The 20,644-nt window shown below is 71.5% G+C and carries 17 protein-coding genes and 1 pseudogene; 12 read left to right on the top strand and 6 right to left on the bottom strand.

The window, feature by feature from the left end:
• Positions 1-36: 36 nt before the first annotated feature.
• The gene (locus ACZ3I3_RS16385) at positions 37-1,098 is read right to left on the bottom strand and encodes an adenosine deaminase (protein WP_467365627.1); all 1,062 of its coding nucleotides are present in this window, start codon (positions 1,096-1,098) and stop codon (positions 37-39) included.
• Between the two features lie 236 nt (positions 1,099-1,334).
• Between ACZ3I3_RS16385 and ACZ3I3_RS16380 the strand changes: the two genes are divergently transcribed.
• Positions 1,335-1,979 carry a DUF4190 domain-containing protein gene (locus ACZ3I3_RS16380; protein ID WP_467365625.1) on the top strand — a complete coding sequence of 215 codons (645 nt, stop codon included), beginning with the start codon at positions 1,335-1,337 and terminating at the stop codon, positions 1,977-1,979.
• Between the two features lie 69 nt (positions 1,980-2,048).
• Complete coding sequence (locus ACZ3I3_RS16375) at positions 2,049-2,522, top strand: DUF4190 domain-containing protein (protein WP_467365623.1); 474 nt, start codon at positions 2,049-2,051, stop codon at positions 2,520-2,522.
• Between the two features lie 44 nt (positions 2,523-2,566).
• Here the strand turns inward: ACZ3I3_RS16375 and ACZ3I3_RS16370 are convergent, their stop codons facing one another.
• Complete coding sequence (locus ACZ3I3_RS16370) at positions 2,567-3,136, bottom strand: NADAR family protein (RefSeq protein WP_467365621.1); 570 nt, start codon at positions 3,134-3,136, stop codon at positions 2,567-2,569.
• Positions 3,137-3,336: 200 nt separating this feature from the next.
• Between ACZ3I3_RS16370 and ACZ3I3_RS16365 the strand changes: the two genes are divergently transcribed.
• From ACZ3I3_RS16365 to ACZ3I3_RS16335, 7 genes are all read left to right on the top strand, one after another.
• Positions 3,337-4,872 carry a gamma-aminobutyraldehyde dehydrogenase gene (locus ACZ3I3_RS16365; RefSeq protein WP_467365619.1) on the top strand — a complete coding sequence of 512 codons (1,536 nt, stop codon included), beginning with the start codon at positions 3,337-3,339 and terminating at the stop codon, positions 4,870-4,872.
• A gap of 56 nt (positions 4,873-4,928) precedes the next feature.
• A complete protein-coding gene (locus tag ACZ3I3_RS16360) occupies positions 4,929-6,176 on the top strand; it encodes a polyamine ABC transporter substrate-binding protein (RefSeq protein ID WP_467365617.1) in 1,248 nt (415 codons plus the stop codon).
• Positions 6,177-6,181: 5 nt separating this feature from the next.
• Positions 6,182-7,327, top strand: coding sequence for an ABC transporter ATP-binding protein (locus ACZ3I3_RS16355; RefSeq protein ID WP_467365615.1), 1,146 nt, complete (start codon positions 6,182-6,184; stop codon positions 7,325-7,327).
• Complete coding sequence (locus tag ACZ3I3_RS16350; RefSeq protein WP_467365613.1) at positions 7,327-8,256, top strand: ABC transporter permease; 930 nt, start codon at positions 7,327-7,329, stop codon at positions 8,254-8,256. The genes ACZ3I3_RS16355 and ACZ3I3_RS16350 overlap by 1 nt, the downstream gene beginning before the upstream one ends.
• Positions 8,257-9,057 carry an ABC transporter permease gene (locus ACZ3I3_RS16345; RefSeq protein WP_467365611.1) on the top strand — a complete coding sequence of 267 codons (801 nt, stop codon included), beginning with the start codon at positions 8,257-8,259 and terminating at the stop codon, positions 9,055-9,057. It abuts the gene before it with no gap.
• Positions 9,058-9,075: 18 nt separating this feature from the next.
• A complete protein-coding gene (locus ACZ3I3_RS16340; protein WP_467365610.1) occupies positions 9,076-10,503 on the top strand; it encodes an NAD(P)/FAD-dependent oxidoreductase in 1,428 nt (475 codons plus the stop codon).
• 163 nt (positions 10,504-10,666) lie between these two features.
• Positions 10,667-11,122 (top strand): hypothetical protein, encoded by a 456-nt coding sequence (locus ACZ3I3_RS16335; protein ID WP_467365608.1) that lies wholly within the window; start codon positions 10,667-10,669, stop codon positions 11,120-11,122.
• Here the strand turns inward: ACZ3I3_RS16335 and ACZ3I3_RS16330 are convergent.
• The gene (locus ACZ3I3_RS16330; protein ID WP_467365943.1) at positions 11,119-11,793 is read right to left on the bottom strand and encodes a phosphatase PAP2 family protein; all 675 of its coding nucleotides are present in this window, start codon (positions 11,791-11,793) and stop codon (positions 11,119-11,121) included. The two genes, ACZ3I3_RS16335 and ACZ3I3_RS16330, sit on opposite strands and share 4 nt — an antisense overlap.
• Before the next feature lie 63 nt (positions 11,794-11,856).
• Here ACZ3I3_RS16330 and ACZ3I3_RS16325 point away from each other — a divergent pair, with 63 nt between their 5' ends.
• Positions 11,857-13,596: an acyltransferase gene (locus ACZ3I3_RS16325; protein WP_467365606.1), complete on the top strand. Its 1,740-nt coding sequence runs from the start codon at positions 11,857-11,859 to the stop codon at positions 13,594-13,596.
• Positions 13,597-13,614: 18 nt separating this feature from the next.
• Here the strand turns inward: ACZ3I3_RS16325 and ACZ3I3_RS16320 are convergent.
• The 3 genes and pseudogenes from ACZ3I3_RS16320 to ACZ3I3_RS16310 all read right to left on the bottom strand — a co-directional run.
• Positions 13,615-13,836 (bottom strand): annotated as a pseudogene (locus ACZ3I3_RS16320) (phosphatase PAP2 family protein); the annotation flags it as partial.
• Positions 13,837-13,939: 103 nt separating this feature from the next.
• Complete coding sequence (gene gabT / locus ACZ3I3_RS16315; RefSeq protein WP_467365604.1) at positions 13,940-15,274, bottom strand: 4-aminobutyrate--2-oxoglutarate transaminase; 1,335 nt, start codon at positions 15,272-15,274, stop codon at positions 13,940-13,942.
• 105 nt (positions 15,275-15,379) lie between these two features.
• Positions 15,380-15,808, bottom strand: coding sequence for a hypothetical protein (locus tag ACZ3I3_RS16310; protein ID WP_467365602.1), 429 nt, complete (start codon positions 15,806-15,808; stop codon positions 15,380-15,382).
• A gap of 840 nt (positions 15,809-16,648) precedes the next feature.
• Between ACZ3I3_RS16310 and ACZ3I3_RS16305 the strand changes: the two genes are divergently transcribed.
• Positions 16,649-18,799, top strand: a complete 2,151-nt coding sequence (locus ACZ3I3_RS16305) for an ATP-binding protein (protein ID WP_467365601.1) — start codon at positions 16,649-16,651, stop codon at positions 18,797-18,799.
• A 159-nt stretch (positions 18,800-18,958) separates the two neighbouring features.
• Positions 18,959-20,632: a PucR family transcriptional regulator gene (locus ACZ3I3_RS16300; protein WP_467365599.1), complete on the top strand. Its 1,674-nt coding sequence runs from the start codon at positions 18,959-18,961 to the stop codon at positions 20,630-20,632.
• The last annotated feature ends 12 nt before the right edge of the window (positions 20,633-20,644 follow it).

Below are 20,644 nucleotides of genomic sequence, written 5' to 3'. Positions count from 1 at the left end.
GGTGCTTGGGGTGCTTGGGATGCCTGGGGGAGGACGTCACCGGTCGAGCCATCCCGCGGTGTACGTGTCGATCTCCTCGTTGATCCTGGCCTTGCCGGCCGCGTCCAGGAAGGAGGCCTCCACGGCGTTCTTCGCCAGGTCGGCCAGGCCCCGCTCGTCGAGGTCGAGCAGCCGGGCGGCGACCGCGTACTCGTTGTCGAGGTCGGTGCCGAACATCGGCGGGTCGTCGGAGTTGATCGTGACGATGACCCCGGCCTCGGTGAACTCCTTGATCGGGTGCTCGTCGAGGGTGCGGACCGCGCGCGTGGCGATGTTGGAGGTCGGGCACACCTCCAGCGGGATCCGGTGCTCGGCGAGGTGCGCCAGCAGCTTCGGGTCCTGCGCGGAGCTGGTGCCGTGCCCGATGCGCTCGGCCCGCAGATGCGTGAGGGCGTCCCACACCGTCTCGGGGCCGGTGGTCTCGCCGGCGTGCGGTACGGAGTGCAGCCCGGCGGCGATGGCCCGGTCGAAGTACGGCTTGAACTGCGGACGCGGCACGCCGACTTCGGGACCGCCCAGACCGAAGGAGACCAGGCCCTCCGGGCGCAGCCGGTCGTCGGTGGCGAGCCGGGTCGTCTCCTCGGCGGCTTCGAGCCCGGCCTCGCCGGGGATGTCGAAGCACCAGCGCAGCACGGTCCCGAAATCGGCCTCGGCGGCCTTGCGGGCGTCCTCGATCGCGTCCATGAAGGCGCGCTCGTCGATGCCGCGGCGGGTGGAGGAGAACGGGGTGATGGTCAGCTCGGCGTACCGCACCTGCTGCCGGGCCAGGTCACGGGCCACCTCGAAGGTCAGCAGCCGGACGTCCTCCGGGGTGCGGATCAGGTCGACGACCGACAGGTACACCTCGATGAAGTGGGCGAAGTCGGTGAACGAGAAGTAGTCGACCAGGGCGGCGGGATCGGTCGGGACCTTCGAGTCGGGGTGCCGAGCGGCCAGTTCGGACACGATCCGGGGGGAGGCGGAGCCCACGTGGTGCACATGCAGTTCGGCCTTGGGCAGTCCGGCGACGAAGGCCGCGAGGTCGCGTGGGGCGCGAGGGTCGACAAGGTGCTGGGTCAAGGTTCCTCCCCGGAACGGCGTCCCTTTCGGCACGCAGCGGGAGGGACGCGGGTGATCGGCTGATCGATGACTCGGAGTCATCGTATGCCGTGGGCACAGCGTCCCTTCAGGGGCGCGGGGCTGTATCGATGTGCGGCTCCGCCGCGTGGGCGCGAACAACCCCCACGCACCCGCACTGTGGCGCTTCGCAGGCGCCCCGTAGCATGGCGGCACGATCGACCCAGGGGGGATGCACCATGACGGACCCGACGCAGCCCGGCGGAGGCGGCGGCCACGACCCGTGGGCGCCCCCGGAGAACAAGACCTCGCTCGACAAGAACCAGACGCCGCAGTCGCCGTCCGGGTCGCCGTCCGTGCACGACCAGGCCACGGTCACCTCGATGCCGAGCGCGGGTTTCACCCCACCCGCCGGCACGCCCCAGTACGACACGCAAAGCTCCGGCGCTGTCCCGCCCCCACCCGTCGCCCCCGGCGGGTACGGCTACCCCGGCTATCCGCAGGGAGGCGGGTACCCCCAGGCAGGCTACGGCTGGCCGGGCATGCCCGCGGCCCCCCAGAACGGCATGGGCATCGCCGCGATGGTGCTGGGCATCGTCTCCTGCACGCTCTTCTGCCTGTACGGCGTGGTCTCCCTGGTCACCGGCATCCTCGCCGTCGTCTTCGGCATCAAGGGCCGCAAGCGCGCCGAGGCCGGAGTGGCCACCAACCACGGTCAGGCGCAGGCGGGTCTGATCATGGGCATCATCGGGATCATCCTCGGCATCGCGGTGATCGTCCTGATAGCCGTCGGCATCACGGCCGCGATCAACAGCGACGAGCCGTACGACGACCCGTACTACGGCGCGCACGCCCCGGTCGCCACCGCCGCGTCCCACCACTGAAACTGCCGTACTGCGCGGCGGATTCGGCCACTACGATTCCCTGGTCTGACAACGGAGGGGAGATCGTCCATGTCCAACACCAACCCCACGCCCGGTGGGTTCGGTCCGCCGTCCCAGCCACCGCAGCAGCCGCAGCAGCCGCCCCCCGGGTACGGCTATCCGCAGCAGGGCGGCCCCGGCTACGGCTACCCCCAGGGCACTCCCGGTTACCCGGCCGTGCCCCCGGCGGGCTACCCCCAGGCTCCCGGCTACGCGATGCCCGCGCAGCCGAGCAACGGCATGGGAACCACGGGTCTGGTGCTGGGCATCATCGGCGTGGTGTGCAGCGTGACCTTCATTCTGTGGTTCTTCGGCGTGATCCTGGGCATCCTGGCGATCATCTTCGGCGCCATCGGCCGGGGCAGGGCCACCCGTGGTGAGGCCACCAACAAGGGTGCGGCGACCGCCGGTCTGGTCTGCGGCATCATCGCCACCGTGATCCTGCCGCTGCTGGGCTTCCTGCTCTTCGCCAGCATCATGGGCGGGCTCGGCGCGGCTTCCTGAACGAAGGCCCGAGACGGGGGCCGGTCCCTGGGCCGGCCCCTCACTCATGCCCGACTGAGCCGCTCCCGCGCCTCCATCAGCGCGAAGCCCAGCAGGTTCGGCCCCCGCCACCGCTCCGGATCCGCCGCCGCCTCGTCGTCCGCGGCCAGCCCGATGCCCCACACGCGGTCCACCGGACTCGCCTCGACCAGCACCTGATCACCCGTGCCCAGCAGAAACTCCCGCAGCTCCGGATGCGCGCCGAACTTGTGGACGCTGCCCTCCACGACGATCCGGAACCGCTCCCGGCGCCATATCGCCTCGTCGAAGCCGCGCACCAGCCGCCCGGCTTTCTTCGCCTCGGCAGGATGGCCGGCGGCGAGCACGGCATGCTCCGCCGCCGCGTCCTCGAAGAGCCGGGCCTTGCCCGCCATCATCCAGTGCTCGGCCGTCGCGTACGCCACGCCGTCCACCGTGAACGGCGCCGGCCACCACTGGCTCAGACAGCTCGCCCCGATCCGGCCGTCCGGGCGCGGCCGGTGCCCCCAGAAATGCAGATACGTGATCCTTCTCCCGTTGCGGACCGCCCCGATGAGGGCGTCCCGGGAACGGACCGCCCCCGTGATCTCCTCCATGCACGCGAGTCTGGCACGCACCACTGACACACCGTCCTGCCTCGGCACGGCCAGCTCGACACCTGGTCGACAGATTCCGTCGCGTAACCAAAAATCAACAACGGAATCCCTTGTTGGCATGCCATCCCTCTGTCAGGATCGGCACTCAAATCGAGCCTGAGCCACGCCGGCCCCACCACGGGGACACGGAGGAGAGCGACATGCACAACCCGGGCAACGCCACCGCGGACCGATTCCCGGCCGAGGAGCGCTTCGCGGAGGGTACGCAGTACATCGCCGGGCGCCTGACCAGGGGCACCTCCGGCCGCACGCACGCGGTCGTCGACCCGGCGTCGGGCGAGGAGGTGCTCCGCTACGAACTGGCGGGCACGGCCGACGTCGACCGGGCCGTCGCAGCCGCGCGCGAGGCCTTCCCGGGCTGGTCGGGAGCCACGCCGGGCGAGCGTTCCGACGCCCTGCACCGGTTCGCCGCGGTCCTGGCCGACCGCGCCGAGGACTTCGCCCGCGCCGAGTCGCTCCAGTGCGGCAAGCCGCTGAAGCTGAGCCGCGAGTTCGACGTCCCGGGGACGATCGACAGCACCGCCTTCTTCGCCGGTGCCGCGCGGCTGCTCCAGGGCCAGTCCGCCGGCGAGTACTCCGGGGACCACACCTCATACATCCGGCGCGAGCCCATCGGTGTCGTCGGCTCGATCGCACCCTGGAACTACCCCCTCCAGATGGCCGCCTGGAAGGTCCTTCCGGCGATCGCGGCGGGCAACACCATCGTCCTGAAGCCCGCCGAGCTCACCCCGCTGACCTCGCTGCTCTTCGCCCAGGCGGCCACGGACGCCGGGATCCCGGACGGCGTGATCAACATCGTCACCGGCACCGGCAGGGAGGCCGGTGAGCACCTCGTCGGCCACCCCGACGTGGCCATGACCTCCTTCACCGGCTCCACCGCCGTCGGCAAGCGCGTCGCCGAGATCGCCACCGCCACCGTCAAGCGTCTCCACCTGGAGCTCGGCGGCAAGGCGCCCTTCGTGGTCTTCGACGACGCCGACCTGGAGGCCGCCGCCCACGGCGCGGTCGCCGGCGCACTCATCAACACCGGGCAGGACTGCACGGCCGCCACGCGCGCGTACGTGCAGCGACCGCTGTACGACGCCTTCGTGGAGCGGACGGCGGCGCTCATGGAGACCGTCCGGCTCGGCGACCCCTTCGCCGCCGGTACGGACCTCGGCCCGCTCATCTCGCACGTCCAGCGCGACCGGGTCGCCGGTTTCGTCGACCGGGCGCGTGCCTACGCGCGCGTGGTGACCGGCGGCGAAGCACCGGAGGGCGAGCTCGCCAAGGGCGCCTACTACCGGCCCACCCTCATCGCCGACGCCGCCCAGGACAGCGAGGTCGTCCAGTCGGAGATCTTCGGGCCGGTCCTGGTCGTGCTGCCCTTCGACACCGACGACGAGGGCATCGCGCTCGCCAACGACACCCCGTACGGGCTCGCCGCCTCCGCCTGGAGCCGGGACGTGTACCGGGCCAACCGGGCCACGCGCGAGATCAAGGCGGGCTGTGTGTGGGTCAACGACCACATCCCGATCATCAGCGAGATGCCGCACGGCGGCCACAAGTCCTCCGGCTACGGCAAGGACATGTCCGCGTACTCGTTCGAGGAGTACACCCAGATCAAACACGTCATGTTCGACAACACCGCGGTGGCAGCCAAGGACTGGCACCGCACCGTCTTCGGGGATCGATAGTCGTCTGCAGGCCGCCTGACCAACGGCCGTCCACCCTCCGAAAGGGCACCACGCGCATGGAGCAGTACGAGCCCGACCGCCTGTCCGCGGCCCAAGTGGCCGCCATGCGGCGCAGTTTCAGGAACGGCAGGGCCGCCCTCACCCGGCGGTCGCTGCTGCGCGCCTCCGCGGGCGGGGCGCTGGCGGCCGGCGGACTCGGGACGCTGAGCGCCTGCGGCATCCCGGCGGCCGGTCAGTCGCAGGGCGGCGTCCCGGCCGAGGACCGCTCGGCCAAGGAGAAGACCGTGAGCTTCTCCAACTGGACCGAGTACATGGACGTCGACGACAGCGGCAAGCACCACCCGACGCTGGAGCAGTTCACGAAACGCACCGGCGTCAAGGTCAAGTACACCGAGGACATCAACGACAACAACGAGTTCTTCGGCAAGATCAAGCCGCAGCTCGCCGCAGGCCAGGACACCGGGCGGGACCTGATCGTCCTCACCGACTGGCTGGCCGGCCGCCTCATCCGCCTGGGCTGGGTGCAGAAGCTCGACCCGAGCAACCTGCCGCACGCCTACGCCAACCTGTCGGCCCAGTTCCGCAGCCCCGACTGGGACCCGGGCCGCGCCTACTCCTACGTCTGGCAGGGCATCTCGACCGTCATCGCGTACAACAAGAAGGCCCTCGACGGCGTCGAGGTGAAGTCGATATCGGACCTGCTCGACAACCCCAAGCTCAAGGGGCGGGTCGGCTTCCTGTCGGAGATGCGCGACAGCGTCGGCATGACGCTGCTCGACATGGGCAAGGACCCGGCCGACTTCACCGCCGACGACTACGACGCGGCCATCGCCCGGCTCCAGAAGGCTGTGGACAAGGGCCAGATCCGCCGCTTCACCGGCAACGACTACACCTCGGACCTGACCAGCGGCGACTTCGCGGCCTGCGTCGCCTGGGCCGGTGACGTCGTCCAGCTCAAGGCGGACAGCCCCGACATCGACTTCCTCATCCCGGACAGCGGCTACATGACGTCGACCGACAACCTGCTGATCCCCAACAAGGCCCGGCACAAGACGAACGCCGAGCGGCTCATCGACTTCTACTACGAGCCGAAGCCGGCCGCCGAACTCGCCGGGTACATCAACTACGTGTGCCCCGTCGACGGCGTGAAGGCCGAACTGGGGAAGATCGACGAGGACGCGGCGAACAACCCGCTGATCATCCCCGACAAGGCCATGGCCGCCAAGTCGCACGCCTTCCGCTCGCTGAGCTCGAAGGAAGAGACCGAGTTCGAAGAGAAGTTCGCGAAGCTGACGGGGGCGTGATCCAGATGACGAACAAGACAGACCCCACCGGCGACGTCCGCCTGACGGGCATATCCAAGACCTACGGCGCCTTCACCGCCGTCCATCCGCTCGACCTGACCGTGCCGCAGGGCTCCTTCTTCGCCCTGCTCGGCGCCTCCGGCTGCGGCAAGACCACCACCCTGCGCATGATCGCCGGCCTGGAGGAACCTTCCGCCGGCACCGTCTCGCTGGGCGGCCAGGACGTGACCGCGCTCCCGCCGTACAAGCGGCCCGTGAACACGGTCTTCCAGTCCTACGCCCTCTTCCCGCACCTCGACATCTTCGAGAACGTCGCCTTCGGCCTGCGCCGGCGCGGCCTGAGATCGGTGAAGAAGCAGGTCGAGGAGATGCTCGACCTGGTCCAGCTCGGCGAGCAGGCCCGCAAGAAGCCGCACCAGCTCTCCGGCGGCCAGCAGCAGCGCGTCGCCGTGGCCCGCGCGCTGATCAACCACCCCAAGGTGCTGCTCCTCGACGAGCCGCTCGGCGCCCTCGACCTGAAGCTGCGCCGCCAGATGCAGCTGGAGCTCAAGCGCATCCAGACCGAGGTCGGCATCACCTTCATCCACGTCACGCACGACCAGGAGGAGGCCATGACCATGGCCGACACGGTCGCCGTGATGAACGCGGGCCGCGTCGAGCAGCTCGGCTCACCGGCCGACCTCTACGAGAACCCGCGCACCACCTTCGTCGCCAACTTCCTCGGCACCTCCAACTTCATCGAGGCCGAGGTCGACTCCAGGAGCGGCGAGGAGATCGTGCTGAAGGCGGGCGGCGGCAAGCTCGTCCTGCCCGAGGCGCGATGTTCCGCCCCCGCGGCCACCGGCGGCAAGGTGCTGGTCGGTGTCCGCCCGGAGAAGATCTCCCTCACCCACGCGGACGACGCCGGCGAGATACCCGACGGCCGCAACCGCATCACCGGCCGGATCGCCGACTCCAGCTTCATCGGCGTCTCGACGCAGTACGTCGTCGACAGTCCTGTCTGCTCCGACTTCGAGGTCTACGCCCAGAACATCGACCGCGACCCCCGGCTCGTGCCCGGCGCCGAGGTCGTCCTGCACTGGAACCCGGCCCACACCTTCGGCCTGGACGCGGATCAGGACGCCGACGCCGGAGTGGAAGAGGCGGCCTGATGTCGACACTCACCGAGGCGCCACCGCCGCTCGCGCCGGAAGCGCCCGAGCCGAAGCCCCCGAGGCGCAGGGGCCGCTGGACGCCGTACTGGCTGCTGCTCCCCGGCATCCTCTGGCTGCTGGTGTTCTTCGCGCTGCCGATGATCTACCAGGCCTCCACGTCCGTGCAGACGGGCTCCCTGGAGGAGGGCTACAAGGTCACCTGGCACTTCGCCACGTACTGGGACGCGCTGTCCGCGTACTGGCCGCAGTTCGTCCGGTCCGTGCTCTACGCGGGCACCGCGACGATCCTGTGCCTCCTGCTCGGCTACCCGCTCGCGTATCTGATCGCCTTCCGCGCGGGCCGCTGGCGGAACCTGATCATGATCCTGGTGATCGCGCCGTTCTTCACCAGCTTCCTGATCCGCACCCTGGCCTGGAAGACGATCCTCGCGGACGGCGGCCCGCTCGTCGGCGCCCTCGACACGCTGCACGTCCTGGACGTGACCAACTGGCTCGGCTGGACCGCCGGCGACCGGGTCCTCGCCACGCCGCTCGCGGTGGTGTGCGGCCTGACCTACAACTTCCTGCCGTTCATGATCCTGCCGCTCTACACCTCGCTGGAGCGCATCGACGGCCGGCTCCACGAGGCCGCCGGTGACCTGTACGCCCGCCCCTGGACGACCTTCCGCAAGGTCACCTTCCCGCTGTCGATGCCGGGTGTCGTCTCCGGCACGCTGCTGACCTTCATCCCGGCCACCGGCGACTACGTCAACGCCGACCTGCTCGGCTCCACGGACACCCGCATGGTCGGAAACGTCATCCAGACGCAGTTCCTGAGAGTGCTCGACTATCCGACCGCCGCGGCGCTCTCCTTCATCCTCATGGCGGCCATCCTCCTCATGGTCACCCTCTACATCCGCAGGTCCGGGACGGAGGATCTGGTCTAAATGCCCTTCGTCAACTGGCTGAAAAGAAATCTCGTCGTCATCGCGGGACTGCTGACGCTCGGCTATCTGCTCCTGCCGAACGTCATCGTCACGGTGTTCTCCTTCAACAAACCGAAGGGGCGCTTCAACTACGAGTGGCAGCAGTTCTCCCTGGACGCCTGGAAAGACCCGTGTGGCGTCTCCGATCTGTGCGGCTCACTGTCGGTCAGCCTCCAGATCGCGTTCTGGGCGACGCTCGGCGCCACCCTCCTCGGCACGCTCATCGCCTTCGCGCTGGTCCGCTACCGGTTCCGCGCCCGCGGCGCCGTGAACTCGCTGATCTTCCTGCCGATGGCGATGCCCGAGGTCGTCATGGCCGCCTCGCTGCTCACCCTGTTCCTCAACATGGGCGCCCAGCTGGGCTTCTGGACGATCCTCATCGCGCACATCATGTTCTGCCTGAGTTTCGTGGTCACGGCCGTCAAGGCGCGCGTGATGTCGATGGATCCCAAACTGGAGGAGGCGGCGCGGGACCTGTACGCGGGCCCGTTCCAGACCTTCGTCCGAGTCACCCTGCCGATCGCGGCACCCGGAATCGCGGCGGGCGCACTGCTCGCTTTCGCCCTCTCCTTCGACGACTTCATCATCACCAATTTCAACGCCGGCTCGACCGTCACCTTCCCCATGTTCGTCTGGGGCTCGGCGCAGCGCGGAACGCCCGTTCAGATCAATGTCATCGGCACGACCATGTTCGTCGTCGCCGTGCTGCTCGTCCTGGCTTCCATGGTCGTCGGTAATCGGCGCAACAGACAAAAGGCATAACCGTAGGGAGTTGACATCATGGCCCCGAGCGCCATGAACCAGCGGAACCAGTGGATTCGTTCGCTCTCCGAAGCCCAGCCGCTCCCGTACTGGCTGGACGACCCCGGCCGGCCCCGCCCCGAACCCGCCCTCACCACCTCCGAGACCTGCGATCTGCTGGTCGTCGGCGGCGGCTACAGCGGACTGTGGACGGCGCTGATCGCCAAGGAACGCGACCCGCGGCGGGACGTGGTGCTGGTGGAGGGCCGCGAGGTGGGCTGGGCCGCCTCCGGACGCAACGGCGGATTCTGCGCCGCCTCCCTCACCCACGGCCTGCCCAACGGCCTCGCCCGCTGGCCCGACGAGATCCACAAGCTCCAGGAGCTGGGCGCCCGCAACCTCGACGCGATCGAGGCGGCGGTCGCCCGGCACTCCATCGACTGCGACTTCGAACGCACGGGCGAGATCGACGTCGCCACCGAGCCCTACCAGGCGGCGGAACTGCGCGACTGGCACGAGGAGACGGCCCGCCGGGGCCTTGCCGAGGACGTCGAGTTCCTGGACGCCGAGGCGGTCCGGGAACAGGTGAACTCACCGACCTTCCAGGCGGGCCTGTGGGACCGCCGGGGCGTGGCCATGCTGCACCCCGCGAAGCTCGCCTGGGGCCTGAAGCGGGCCTGTGTCGAGCTGGGCGTCCGCGTCTACGAGCACACCCCCGCCCTCACCTTGAAGCCGTACGGCGCGGGCATGGCCGTACGCACCCCCTACGGCCGGGTCCGCGCCCGCCAGGTCGCCCTCGGCACGAACATCTTCCCGAACCTGGTCCGGCGGGTCCGCTCGTACACCGTCCCGGTCTACGACTACGCCCTGATGACCGAGCCGCTCAGCCCCGACCGACTGGCCTCGATCGGCTGGAAGAACCGCCAGGGCCTCGGGGACAGCGCCAACCAGTTCCACTACTTCCGCCTGTCCGCCGACAACCGGATCCTCTGGGGCGGCTACGACGCGGTCTACCCCTACGGCGGCCGCGTCCGCGCCGAGTACGACGATCGCCCGGAGACCTACGCCAAGCTCGCCGGGCACTTCTTCACCTGCTTCCCGCAACTGGAGGGCGTCCGCTTCACCCACGCCTGGGGCGGCGCCATCGACACCTGCTCCCGCTTCTCGGCGTTCTTCGGCACCGCCCACCAGCGGAAGGTCGCCTATGCGGCGGGCTACACGGGCCTGGGCGTCGGTGCGACGCGCTTCGGCGCCGAGGTGATGCTGGACCTGCTGGCGGGGGAGCGCACGGAGCGCACCGAGCTGGAGATGGTCCGCAGGAAGCCGCTGCCGTTCCCGCCGGAGCCCTTCGCCTGGACGGGCATCGCCCTCACCAAGTGGTCACTGGCCCGCGCGGACGCCCAGGGCGGCCGCCGCAACCTGTGGCTGCGCACGATGGACCGGCTGGGGCTGGGCTTCGACAGCTGAACCGGCGGCGTGTGGGGACGGTTCACTCCGGTGTGAGACGGTTCACTCCAACGAGGGGCCGAAACCCGCGTAATGACCGCGCGGAGACCTCCCTCTCCCTCGTGACGCCCTCGGAACGCCCCGCGCGTTCGCGAGGTTCACGAGCGAGAAGGAGGTCTTCCTGATGACCGGTGCGAAGACGGCGGTCGAGTGGCTCGCATCCGTCGCACCCGATCCCGAGACCTGCCGCTGGGAGTGGGAACGCAACCCGCTCGGGGTCGCGCTGCTGCCGGCCGGCAGCGCGTGGGACGTCCTCATCCTGCCCGGCGAACTCGGCTACGCCACGCTCGACGTGCTCAGCCGCGTCCTCGACCAGCCGGGCCCCGTGCTCGTCGACTTCGGGGACGCGCGCATGGGGTTCTTCGTGCCGCCGGGCACCGCGGCCCGCTGGCTCGGCACGGGCATCCGCACGGCGGGCGCCGGCACCTGGATCGTCGTGCCGTACCCGGGCCGTTCCTCACCCGGCGGCGTCCGCTGGCTCGTCCCCCCGGACGGCTCGGGCACCCTGACGGACCCGGCCCTGCTGGAACTGGCGATGCACGAGGCGGCGGCGGGGCTGGCCACGGAGCACGACGATTAGCCCGACAAGGGCCGCCCTGGCCGGGCCGTCCGCCTCAGGAACAGCCACAGCGACGACAGCAGCACCGCGCACAGGCACCAACTGGCCACCACGTCCAGGGGCCAGTGGTAGCCCCGGCGGACCAGGCCGTAGCTCACGCCGAGTACGAGGGCGAGGCAGGCGGTGACGAGGGTGCGGCGGGCGAGGGGCGTGCGCAGCCGGGGAAGCAGGAGCAGGGTCGCGCTGCCGTAGGCGATGGCGGCCGTGGCGGTGTGGCCCGAAGGGTAGTAGCCGGTGGCGGGCGGGACGGCGGGGGTGCCCGGGCGGTCCGTGAGTTCCTTGAGCGGGACGATCAGTGCCGGGACCAGGGCCATGAGGAGGGCCGCGGCGATGACGGGCAGCCACCAGCGGTCCGTGCGGCGGGTTCGCAGGGCGACGTATCCGAGCACGACGGCGAGGACCGGAACCGCGACCGGGACGTTGCCGAGGTCGGAGAGGAACTCGGAGAGACCGTCCGGGTGGAGGAGGCCGCGGCTGACGCGCTCGTCGAGACGGACGAGCGGGCCGTCCGCGACGACCTGCCAGGTGATCAGGGCGAAGAGGAGCGCCGGGAGGCCGAACAGGAGGGCCGGGAAGCGCGCGTGCCGCGCGGTGGTGGGCTTGTCGAGATCCTGCTTCCCGGAGATCGGCATGGGACCCAGCTTGGCACGGGCACAGATTCCCCTGTCCGCCCGCGCGACCCAGTGGAGGATCACGTGAACCAGCAGGAGAGCGACGACGACGGCCTCTTCGACCACTGTCCGTGGCTCTACGCGGAGCAGGCGTCGCAGGGGCAGCGGGCGGCACAGGAACGGCGGCAGAAACGGCTGGTCGGAGGAGCGGGGCCGGGAGCGGAGCCGGGAGCGGCGTCCGTACGGCTCGGGGAGGGCTGCTTCGTCGCGGAGACGGCCGCGGTGTACCCGGACCATCTGTCCCTGGGCGACCGCTCGTACATCGCGGCCCACGCCTACGTCACCGGCGCGATACGCACCGGTGCCGACTGCACGATCAACCCCTTCACCGTGGTGCGCGGCACCGTGACCCTCGGGAACGGGGTGCGCATCGGCGCCCACAGCTCGCTGCTCGCCTTCAACCACGGGATCTCGCCCGACCTGCCGGTCCATCAGCAGCCCGTCACCAGCGCCGGGATCGCGGTCGGTGACGATGTGTGGATCGGCTCCCACGTGGTCGTCGTGGACGGCGTCACCATCGGCGACCACTGCGTCATCGGCGCCGGCGCGGTCGTCACGAAGGACCTGCCCGCGTGGACGGTGGCGGCCGGCAACCCGGCCCGGCGGATACGCGACCGACGGGAGCCGCGGGTGCCCGCGACGCGCGGAGCGGCACCGAGCCCCTCCCAGGACCGGTCGGCGCTCATGGGGGAACTGTCCGCGTTCGCCGACGACGCCCGCGCGCAGGCCGCCGGTCTGCTCGACCGCTGCCGGCAGCCCGAGACCGGCCGGTACGTCGACCGGCCCGGTGCCGAGCCGACCGTGCGGGCGCACTGTGACGCCGTCGAGATCGCCGCGCTGCTGCTCGGGGACGCTCCGCCCCACCTGCCCGCCGCCGAGCACGCGGCCAGGCTGCGGGCGCTCCAGGACCCCGTCACCGGGCTGGTCTTCGAGTACGGCGCGCCGCCGCCGGTCCCCGGCCCGGCCGGGCTGCCGGAGGACGGGGCCTCGGCGTATCACGTGCTGTGCGTGGGCTACGCGCTGGACCTGCTCGGCAGTTCCTTCGCCCACCCGGTCCACACGGTGCGCACCACCACGGCGGACCGACTGGTCCGCCACCTGGCCGACCTGCCCTGGCGCGACCGTGCCTGGCACGCCGGGGCGTGGGTCGACTCCTGGGCCACCGCCGCGCACTGGAACCTGCGCCTCGGTACGGAGGCGGCCGCCCCCGGGGCGCTGGAGGCACTCTTCGGCTGGCTGCACACCCATGCCGACCCCTGGACGGGCATGTGGGGCTCGCCCGCCCCCGAGTCCGGTCGCCTCCAGATGGTCAACGGCTACTACCGGCTCACCCGGGGGTCCTTCGCCCAGTTCGGCCTGCCCGTGCCGTACGCGGAGCGCGTGATCGACACGGTTCTCGACCACGCGCGCGACACCCGGTACTTCGCACCGGGCCGGGAGAACGCCTGCAACGTCCTGGACGTGATCCACCCCTTGTGGCTCTGCGCCCGGCAGACCACCCACCGCGCAGAGGAGGCCCGTGCCTGGGCGTCGGTCCGGCTCACCGCGGCCCTGCGCCGCTGGCACCCGGGCCGGGGATTCCCCTTCGGCCCCTCTCCCGACGGCACCGGCCCGGGCCGTGAACCCGGGCTCCAGGGCACGGAGATGTGGCTCGCCATCGTCTGGCTGCTCGCGGATCTCGTCGGGCTCGCGGATGTCCTGGGATACCGCCCGCGCGGGATACACCGGCCGGAACCCGCACTGCCCGCCAGGGGAACGGCATGACCTCGATGGGCCGGAAATGGAGGTCGGCCGCCCCGGAACAGGGGGGAGAGTTCCGGGGCGGCCGACCGGACCGGAACGTCGCGCGCCCCGGGGGGTTTGGGGCGGGCGACTGTCCGATCGGTGAGGAGATCCAGAGCCTCAGGCTCCGGTTGTGTGCGCGAGGGCACGACCAGGTCGAAGCTGGGGAGGCCTCGGCCTGATGTCACCCACAGTCCCCTGTGGGCGGGGTGTATCTCTCATCTGGGTAGAACCTACGACAGGGGCTGGGCCCAGGACAGGCCGCAGGGCCCCCTGTCATCCACCTCGCACACCTTCTTCACACGCTCTGCGTGCTCTGCCGACGTCAGATGCGTGCGAAGGCCTGCTCGATGATGTCGAGGCCCTCGTTCAGCAGGTCCTCGCCGATCACCAGCGGGGGCAGGAAGCGGAGGACGTTGCCGTAGGTGCCACAGGTCAGGACCAGCAGGCCCTCGGCGTGGCAGGCCTTCGCGAGCGCGGCGGTCGCCTCGGGGTGGGGCTCCTTCGTCGTACGGTCCTTGACCAGCTCGATGGCGATCATCGCGCCCCGGCCGCGGACGTCACCGATGATGTCGAACTTGTCCTGCATGGCGGACAGGCGCGTCTTCATCACGGCCTCGATGTGCTTCGCCCTGGCGTTGAGGTCGAGCTCCTTCATGGTCTCGATCGCGCCGAGCGCACCCGCGCAGGCGACCGGGTTGCCGCCGTAGGTGCCGCCCAGACCGCCGGCGTGTGCGGCGTCCATGATCTCGGCGCGCCCGGTCACGGCGGCGAGCGGCAGACCGCCGGCGATGCCCTTGGCGGTGGTGATCAGATCGGGGACGACACCCTCGTCCTCACACGCGAACCACTGCCCCGTACGGCAGAAGCCGGACTGGATCTCGTCGGCGACGAAGACGATGCCGTGGTCGGAGGCGAACTTGCGGATCGCCGGCAGGAAGCCCTTGGCCGGCTCGATGAAGCCGCCCTCGCCGAGCACCGGCTCGATGACGACCGCGGCGACGTTCTCCGCGCCGACCTGCTTGCTGATCTGGTCGATGGCCTGCGCGGCGGCCTCGGGGCCGGCGTTCTCGGGACCGGTCGGCCAGCGGTAGCCGTACGCCACGGGCACGCGGTACACCTCGGGCGCGAACGGCCCGAAGCCGTGCTTGTACGGCATGTTCTTGGAGGTCAGGGCCATGGTCAGGTTGGTGCGCCCGTGGTAGCCGTGGTCGAACACCACGACGGCCTGCCGCTTCGTGTACGACCGCGCGATCTTCACGGCGTTCTCGACGGCCTCGGCGCCGGAGTTGAACAGCGCACTCTTCTTTGCGTGGTCACCCGGCGTCAGCTCGGCGAGGGCCTCGGCGACCTCGACGTACCCCTCGTACGGCGTGACCATGAAACAGGTGTGGGTGAAGTCGGCGAGCTGCGCGGACGCCCGGCGCACGACGGCCTCGGCGGAGGCGCCGACGGAGGTCACGGCGATGCCGGACCCGAAGTCGATCAGCCGGTTGCCGTCGACGTCCTCGATGATCCCGCCACCGGCCCGCGCCGTGAACACGGGCAGCACGGACCCCACACCCTGCGCGACCGCGGCGGTACGGCGGGCCTGCAACTCCTGCGACTTCGGTCCGGGAATGGCGGTGACGACGCGGCGCTCCTGCGGAAGTGCGGTCATGCGGGGCTCCTGGGGTGGTGCGGACGAATGGTTACAGCCACTTCGCTTCTTTTCTCGCAGGCTAGGGCGGGGGGAGGGGGGTGGGCATGCTCCATGTGGGCGTTGTCAGGCGGGCGTGTTGTCCGTGGTGGACATGGCGATACGGACAGGCCTGGCGCCGCCGGGGACGGAGACGACGCAGTGGCGGTGCGGATGGCCCGCGATCCAGAGCTGGGTGATCCCTGTGTCCAGCGGCGTGTGCTGCGGGGGCTGCAGAACGCGGTCGCCGACGTGAATCAGCTGTGCCTTGCCGCGGCTGCGGATCTCGCAGTCGACGAGGCGCCAGGCATGACCGGCCAGGGTCCGGGCCATGCGGCGGTTGGTGACGATGAGGAAGACATGGAGCGGGAGCAGCGTCACCTCGAAGAGCAGGGCCATGCCGAACAAGCCCACCTTGTCGCTGTCCCCGTCGGCGACCACGGCGATCTGCACGGCGAGGAGGGCCGGCCAGGCGACGGCGAGCGCGATGACGAGGCGGGCGAGGCGTCGGTGCACATGGTGCGTCGGGTGGGCGGATGGGAGAGGGCGCTGCGGGACCGGTGCGTCGGGGGCCCGTCCGGGCGGGGCGTTCGGACAGCAGCGAATCCCGTAGGTACCGGTGGCGCATCCGGCGTGGGGCTTGCTCCGTGGCGCGGGACGCGGCGATGACCACCTCGTCGCCGGGGAGACCGCAGTACCAGAGCCGGGCGATCTGTTCCCGGCGTTCGGCGGGGGCATCTGGTTTCATACGACGGACCCACCACAGGGGCGCGCGGATGATCAGTGGCACCTGCCGTTCGGGGGCAGCGGGGTCGGGGACCTCGAACCAGGCGGCGCTCGCGTCCCGGGCCTTCGGGTGGTCCGACACGCCGCGCGGCGGGTCCTCGGTGATCTGCCAGGGATGGGCACGCAGGAGCCGCCGCACCCGCCAGGCGTTCGGCAACTCGGCCATGAGCTGCAGAGGTGCGCCGAAGGCGCTGTAGGCGAAGACCGCGACCGTCAGCCAGACCACCTGCTCACGCACCGCGACGGTGATGCCCGCGTACCAGACCCACCAGGCGGCGCAGAGGCCGACCGACAGCAGGCTCCTGACCGTCTGCCGCCACCAGGCCCTGCGCGTCGCCGTGTCGTTCCAGGCGACGCTCGTGGTGTGCGCGAAGTCCTGCACACTCGAGGGGAGCTGCTGGGTCACCGGGGAATCTCCGTCCGCTGCGGCGCGTCCTGAGGGGAAGCCTCGACCATATCCGGAGCACGTCGGTCCGTTCTGTCGGCCGTGTAAGCGGTGAACTCCCCAGGGGAGGGCGTTAGATTGGCTCGCTGATGGTGGACGGAGCGGCTGGTCAGGGGGCAAGGGCGATGGACAGCGACGGGACGCAGGAGGCGCGGGGTACGCACGCGAACCCGGTGCCGCGTCCGGCGGGGCCGCCGGATGTGCCCGGGGTGCCGCCAGAGGGGGTCACTGTGCCGCCCCGGCCGACCCGGGCGCCGGGAGTGCCTCCGGTGCCGGACGGGTCCTCCTTCCTGACGTGGCTGCGCACGCCCCGGCCCGAGGCGCCGCCGGGGGTGTGGCGGTTCGGGCATCGGCCGCGGCCGGCGGAGGAGCCGGAGAGGACCCCGGGCCGGCAGCTGGTCAGTGGGGCGCTGATCGCCTTCCTCGTCGGCTGGCTGATCTGGTCGCTGTTGTGGAACGGGTACCTCGGCAGCTGGTGGCTGCTGCCCCTTTACGCGATGATCCCCGAATCCTGGGCCGAACCCCACAGCTTCACAGCCGTCGTGGTCGTGTACGCCTACTACACGCTGATCGCGCTGGTGATCATGGTCGGGGTCGGCCGACTCGGGCGGTGGAGCGAGATCTGGCGGCGGTACGGTCCACCCGCCTGGCGTCGGTCCGTACCCGAGCATCAGCGGCCACCCGCCCCGCCGGAGGACCCCGCCGAATGGCCCGCCCTGCGCGCCGCAGGAGCCGTCGACGCCGCCGAGCGGCTGGCCGCCGATGCGCGGGCCGGGCTCATGCGGGACGTCGACCACGCCCGGATCGCCCGCGCCTGGCAGGGCGTCCGCAGTGGCCGGCACAGTCTGGCCACCTTCAGCGGTGCCGTGCTCCAGGATGGCGCCGCCGCCTGCCTGCACCCCTCAGGCGCCCGTGATCTGTCCACCCGGCTGGCCCGGCACGACCTGCTCACCGGGCAGGTGCGGCTGGGCACCAGCGCCGACGACCCGCGCAATCCGTACGCCTACCGCGGCACCGGCCTCGCCCTCGGCCCGGAACTGCTCGGTACCTCTCTGCTCGCCGTCGGCCCCGCCGGGTCCGGCAAGACCGGTACCGTCGTGCGGCCGCTCGCCGAGTCGTTGTGTCTGCACGCTCTCGCCGGGCGGGCCGCCGTCGTCGTCGTCGGGGCGGCGGGGGCCGGGCTCGGGCCGGTCGACGCGTATGACGTCGTCGTGCGGATCGGGAACCAGGAGTCCGAGTACGACCTGGACCTGTACGGGGGGACCGGCGACCCGGACGAGGCCGCGGCCGTGCTCGCCGAGGCGCTCGTCGGGGACCTCGCCGATCCGCATCCGGGCAGTGACAGCCGGCGTTCCACGACCGTCCTCGCGCAGTTGCTGGGGCCGTTCCGGGCCGTGCATGGGCGTTTTCCGTCCGTGCCGGAACTGCGGCAGCTGCTGGACGGGGCGCCGGGGCCGCTGGCCGCGCTGCGGCAGGGGCTCCAGGAGGCCGGGCAGGAGTCGCTGTTGCGGGAACTGGACGCCCGGGAGCGGCAGCTGGGGCAGCCGGGGGATGTCGGCGGGGTGCTCGCGGATCGGGTCGCGTTGCTCGATCGGCCCGCCTTCGCCTCCTTCTTCGACACCTCGGGAGCCACCCGCCCCTTCACCCTCAAGGCCCTCGACCATCCCGTACGCGTGCGGATCGACCTGCCCGAGCGCGGGCACGCCGACGCGTCCCGGATGCTGGCGCGGCTGGTGCTGGCGCAGTTCACGGCGAGTGTCGCCGTACGCGAGGACCGGTCGCTGTTCGCCTGTCTGCTGCTCGACGACGCGACCGGCGTGGTGACGCCCGAGGCCGTGCGCGGCATCCAGCGGCTGCGGTCCGGCAACGCCGGTGTCGTGCTGACCCTGCGGACGCTGGACGACGTACCCCGGCCCCTGCGCGGACCCCTGCTGGGGGCCACCGGGTGCCGGATGGCGCTCTCGGGGCTCACCCCGTGGGACGGGCAGGACTTCGCCGAGGTGTGGGGGAAGGAGTGGACCGAGGCCCGGGACGTCACCGACCGGCAGATCATCGCGGAGACGCCCGCCGGTAAAGCCGCGCACATGCTGCGCAGGGTCATCACCGGCAAGGCCCCGACCGCGCGGGCGGTGACCGTGCGGCAGGTCGAAAGGGAGCGCTGGTCCGCCTCCGAGCTGGCGCACGGGGTACCGGCCGGGCACGCGGTGCTGTCGCTGACCGACGTCAAGGGCGAGCACGCGCCACCGCTGCTCGTGGATCTCCGGGCTGACCGCTGACCGGCTGACCGGGCTGCCAGGGCTGACCCGGCTGACGTCTTCCAGCCGGTGCCGGTACGCGGGGACCGTACGGTGAGGCAGAATCGTCACAGGTCGTTCATACGTGACGGCCAAAACAGCACAACGATCACACAGCCCTGACGCAGACCTGAAGGCCTCATGCCCCCGACGCTCGCCTCGCTCGTCCACCACTCCGCGCTGAAACTCACCGTGCGGGCAGGCGAAGACCGCCTCGACGTGCCGGTCCGCTGGGCGCACGTCAGCGAGCTCGCCGACCCCGTCCCCTACATGGAGGGCGGGGAGCTGCTGCTGGTCACCGCCCTCAAACTGGACGCCGAGGACCCGGAGGCCATGCGCCGCTACGTACGGCGGCTGGTCGGGGCCGGCGTGGTCGGGCTCGGCTTCGCCGTCGGCGTCAACTACGAGGAGATCCCCAAGGCCCTGGTCGACGCGGCCGGGGAGGAGGGCCTGCCGCTGCTGGAGGTGCCGCGCCGCACGCCGTTCCTCGCCATCAGCAAGGCCGTGTCCGCCGCGATCGCCGCCGACCAGTACCGCGCCGTCACGGCCGGTTTCGCCGCCCAGCGGGAGCTGACCCGGCAGGCGCAGACGGGCGGGCCCGAGGGGCTGCTGGCCGCGCTCGCCTCGCAGGTCGACGGCTGGGCCGCGCTGTACGACGCCTCGGGCGCCGTCGTCGCCACGGCACCCGAGTGGGCCGGGCGGCGGGCCACGCGGCTCACCGGCGACGTGCAGCGGCTGCGCGACCGTCCCGCGCCCGCCTCGTCGGTGGTGGGCGGACCGGAGAACGAGGACCGGGTCGAACTGCACACCATCGGCACGGGCCGGCGCCCCCGGGCGGCCCTCGCCGTGGGCACGGCCGCCGCCCTCGGCACCGCCGAGCGCTACGCCCTCCACTCGGCCATCGCCCTGCTGACCCTGACCACCGAACGCTCCCGGTCCCTCCAGGCGGCCGAGCAGCGGGTCGGCGCGGCGGTGCTGCGCATGCTGCTGGCCGGGGAGCCGGACCACGCGCGTGCGGTCGCCGGTGACCTGTACGGCGGGCTGCTGGACGCGCCGTTCCGGATGCTGGTCGCGGAACGGGTGCCGGTGTCGGCCTCGGCCGCGCTGGCCCGTGCCGAGGCCCACTCGGGTGCCCCGGCCGTCGACCGGCCCTCCGCCGCCGCGCTCGCCGCCGCCGAAACCAACGGCGACCCCCTCGCGGCGCTCGTCGACGTCATGGAGTCCGCCGCGGCCCGGGCCGGTGAGGCCGTCCTCGTCGTGCCGGAGGGGGAACGGCTGGTGGTGCTGGCCGCGGACGGCGGTGCCGCCGCGGCGGCCTGCGGGGAGTACGCGGCGGCACTGGAGTCGGCCCGGGCAGGCGTGCGCGAGAAGGTGCCGGGCGGCGAGCAGGACGAACTGGTCGTGGGCCTGTCGGCGCCGGCCGGGCCCATCGCCGCGTCCGCCGCGTACAAGCAGGCCGAGCAGGCGCTGTCGGTGGCGCGGCGGCGCGGGCGCGTCCTCGTGGAGCACGAGCAGATGGCGGCCGGATCCGTGCTGCCGCTGCTGGCGGACGACGCGGTGCGGGCCTTCGCCGACGGGATGCTGCGGCCGCTGTACGAGCACGACGCCACGGGCCGCGGCGACCTCGTCGCCTCCCTGCGCGCCTGGCTGTCCCGGCACGGCCAGTGGGACGCGGCGGCGGCCGACCTCGGCGTCCACCGCCACACCCTGCGCTACCGCATGCGCCGGGTCGAGGAGATCCTCGGCCGCTCCCTGGACGACGCCGACGCGCGGATGGAGCTCTGGCTCGCCCTGAAGGCGACCAGCTCCGAGTAGCCAAACCGTAGT

This window comes from Streptomyces sp. NPDC016851 (genome assembly GCF_055562795.1).
The sequence above is the reverse complement of the archived record's forward strand: the minus strand, read 5'-3'. Positions and strand labels throughout refer to the sequence as shown.

What these genes read in the sequence shown, in the direction of transcription:
- ACZ3I3_RS16345 (WP_467365611.1), top strand. Translation starts at nt 8,257, where the DNA reads ATGCCCTTCGTCAACTGGCTGAAAAGAAATCTCGTCGTCATCGCGGGA.
- ACZ3I3_RS16375 (WP_467365623.1), top strand. Translation starts at nt 2,049, where the DNA reads ATGTCCAACACCAACCCCACGCCCGGTGGGTTCGGTCCGCCGTCCCAG.
- gabT (WP_467365604.1), bottom strand. Translation starts at nt 15,274, where the DNA reads ATGACCGCACTTCCGCAGGAGCGCCGCGTCGTCACCGCCATTCCCGGA.
- ACZ3I3_RS16330 (WP_467365943.1), bottom strand. Translation starts at nt 11,793, where the DNA reads ATGCCGATCTCCGGGAAGCAGGATCTCGACAAGCCCACCACCGCGCGG.
- ACZ3I3_RS16340 (WP_467365610.1), top strand. Translation starts at nt 9,076, where the DNA reads ATGGCCCCGAGCGCCATGAACCAGCGGAACCAGTGGATTCGTTCGCTC.
- ACZ3I3_RS16360 (WP_467365617.1), top strand. Translation starts at nt 4,929, where the DNA reads ATGGAGCAGTACGAGCCCGACCGCCTGTCCGCGGCCCAAGTGGCCGCC.
- ACZ3I3_RS16305 (WP_467365601.1), top strand. Translation starts at nt 16,649, where the DNA reads ATGGACAGCGACGGGACGCAGGAGGCGCGGGGTACGCACGCGAACCCG.
- ACZ3I3_RS16300 (WP_467365599.1), top strand. Translation starts at nt 18,959, where the DNA reads ATGCCCCCGACGCTCGCCTCGCTCGTCCACCACTCCGCGCTGAAACTC.
- ACZ3I3_RS16370 (WP_467365621.1), bottom strand. Translation starts at nt 3,136, where the DNA reads ATGGAGGAGATCACGGGGGCGGTCCGTTCCCGGGACGCCCTCATCGGG.
- ACZ3I3_RS16355 (WP_467365615.1), top strand. Translation starts at nt 6,182, where the DNA reads ATGACGAACAAGACAGACCCCACCGGCGACGTCCGCCTGACGGGCATA.
- ACZ3I3_RS16335 (WP_467365608.1), top strand. Translation starts at nt 10,667, where the DNA reads ATGACCGGTGCGAAGACGGCGGTCGAGTGGCTCGCATCCGTCGCACCC.
- ACZ3I3_RS16350 (WP_467365613.1), top strand. Translation starts at nt 7,327, where the DNA reads ATGTCGACACTCACCGAGGCGCCACCGCCGCTCGCGCCGGAAGCGCCC.
- ACZ3I3_RS16365 (WP_467365619.1), top strand. Translation starts at nt 3,337, where the DNA reads ATGCACAACCCGGGCAACGCCACCGCGGACCGATTCCCGGCCGAGGAG.
- ACZ3I3_RS16380 (WP_467365625.1), top strand. Translation starts at nt 1,335, where the DNA reads ATGACGGACCCGACGCAGCCCGGCGGAGGCGGCGGCCACGACCCGTGG.